1 protein-coding gene is annotated in these 1447 nt (G+C 66.1%); it reads left to right on the top strand.

Annotation, left to right across the window (positions count from 1 at the left end; translation table 11 throughout):
• The first annotated feature begins 210 nt into the window (after positions 1-210).
• Positions 211-1377, top strand: coding sequence for an adenylate/guanylate cyclase domain-containing protein (locus tag RFM40_RS33510; RefSeq protein ID WP_320227091.1), 1167 nt, complete (start codon positions 211-213; stop codon positions 1375-1377).
• Positions 1378-1447 lie beyond the last annotated feature (70 nt).

Genomic DNA, 1447 nt, shown 5'->3' with positions numbered 1-1447 from the left:
CGGCATCTCCGTGAGCACCACGCAAGCGAACCAAACAGTCGGACCGGTTGATGATATGCTTAACCTTGCGCACATGACCCTTACCCTCTCCCCGTGAAGACCGGACGATCGCTCCGCGATCGCCGTAGGGAGAGGGGGCGTCGGCGTCGCGGCTGGCCAAGTTTTGGCTTTGGCCGGATGTGGTGCTGGCCTAGAATAGAGGCTTCAGCGATGTCCGACTTGGAACACAATCGTCATGCAAAACAGGCCGAACTCGTCACTTGGCTGATCGGACCGGCGCGGCGGGATTGTTCCCCCGAAGCGATCGTCGGCGGACTGTCGGAACGGCTGGTCGCGGCCGGGGTTGCGCTCAAACGCGTGCGTATCGGGCAGCGCCTTTCCAATCCGATGATCGGTGTGTGGGGCGTGATCTGGACCCGCGGCGAAGGCGCGGTGCTCTATACGCGGCCGCGCACAACGTTCTCCACGCCGTTCTACTACGGCAGCCCGTTCCAGGAGGTGATCGAGCAGCGCCGGAGTGTGCGGCACTCCCTCGAACACCTCGGGCCCGACACCCATAGCGTCTATGTCGAGCTCGCCGAGGCGGGGAATACCGACTACCTCGCGCTGCCGATCGAATATGGAGACGGCTCCGTGCAAGGCGGCGCCTTCACGACCGACCGGCCGGGCGGATTCACGGTGGCCGAGATCGCCCTGATCGAGAGCCTGGCGCCGGCAATCTCGGCAGCGCTCGAACCGGCGGCGATGCGCCACTCCATGCAGAGCCTGCTGGAGGTCTATCTCGGCACCGGATCTGCCGGCCGCGTCGTCGTCGGCGCGTTCCAGCGCGGCGCCACCACGGAGATCGACGCGGCGGTAATGGTCACCGACATCAGAGGCTTCACCGGCCTCTCCGAACGGCTGGCACCCGATGCATTGCTGGAGACGATGGGTACGCATTTCGAGATCGTGGTCGACGCCGTGCACGCCGAGGGCGGCGACGTGCTGAAGTTCATCGGCGACAGTGTGCTGTCGATCTTTCCGACCGAGCAGGACGGACGCGGCGGCGCCTGCGGGCGCGCGGTGCGCGGCATCGAGCGCGCCTTCGACAAGGCGAAGACGACCCTGCCCGACCTGCCGTTCGTCGCGGCGCTGCATATCGGGCCGGTGGTCTACGGCAACATCGGCAGCGTCGACCGGCTCGACTTCACGGTGGTCGGCCCGACCGTCAACTTCGCCAGCCGGCTGGAAGGGATCGCCAAGACGCTCGATCGGCGGGCCGTGTGCTCGGCCGAGGTCGCGCGCTCGATGCCTGCGGATGCGGTGCGCAGCCTGGGCAGGCACGTCCTGAAGGGCTTTGCCGAGACGCAAGAGGTGTTCGAGCTGGTCACGGCTTGAGGCATTGGCGGCCAAGAAGCCGGAACTCGCTCGCGCCTGGATCTACGCCAGGCTTATCATCTTCCTGATC

The sequence above is a fragment of the Mesorhizobium captivum genome, from assembly GCF_033977165.1.
GTDB lineage: Bacteria > Pseudomonadota > Alphaproteobacteria > Rhizobiales > Rhizobiaceae > Mesorhizobium > Mesorhizobium captivum.
The sequence above is the reverse complement of the archived record's forward strand: the minus strand, read 5'-3'. Positions and strand labels throughout refer to the sequence as shown.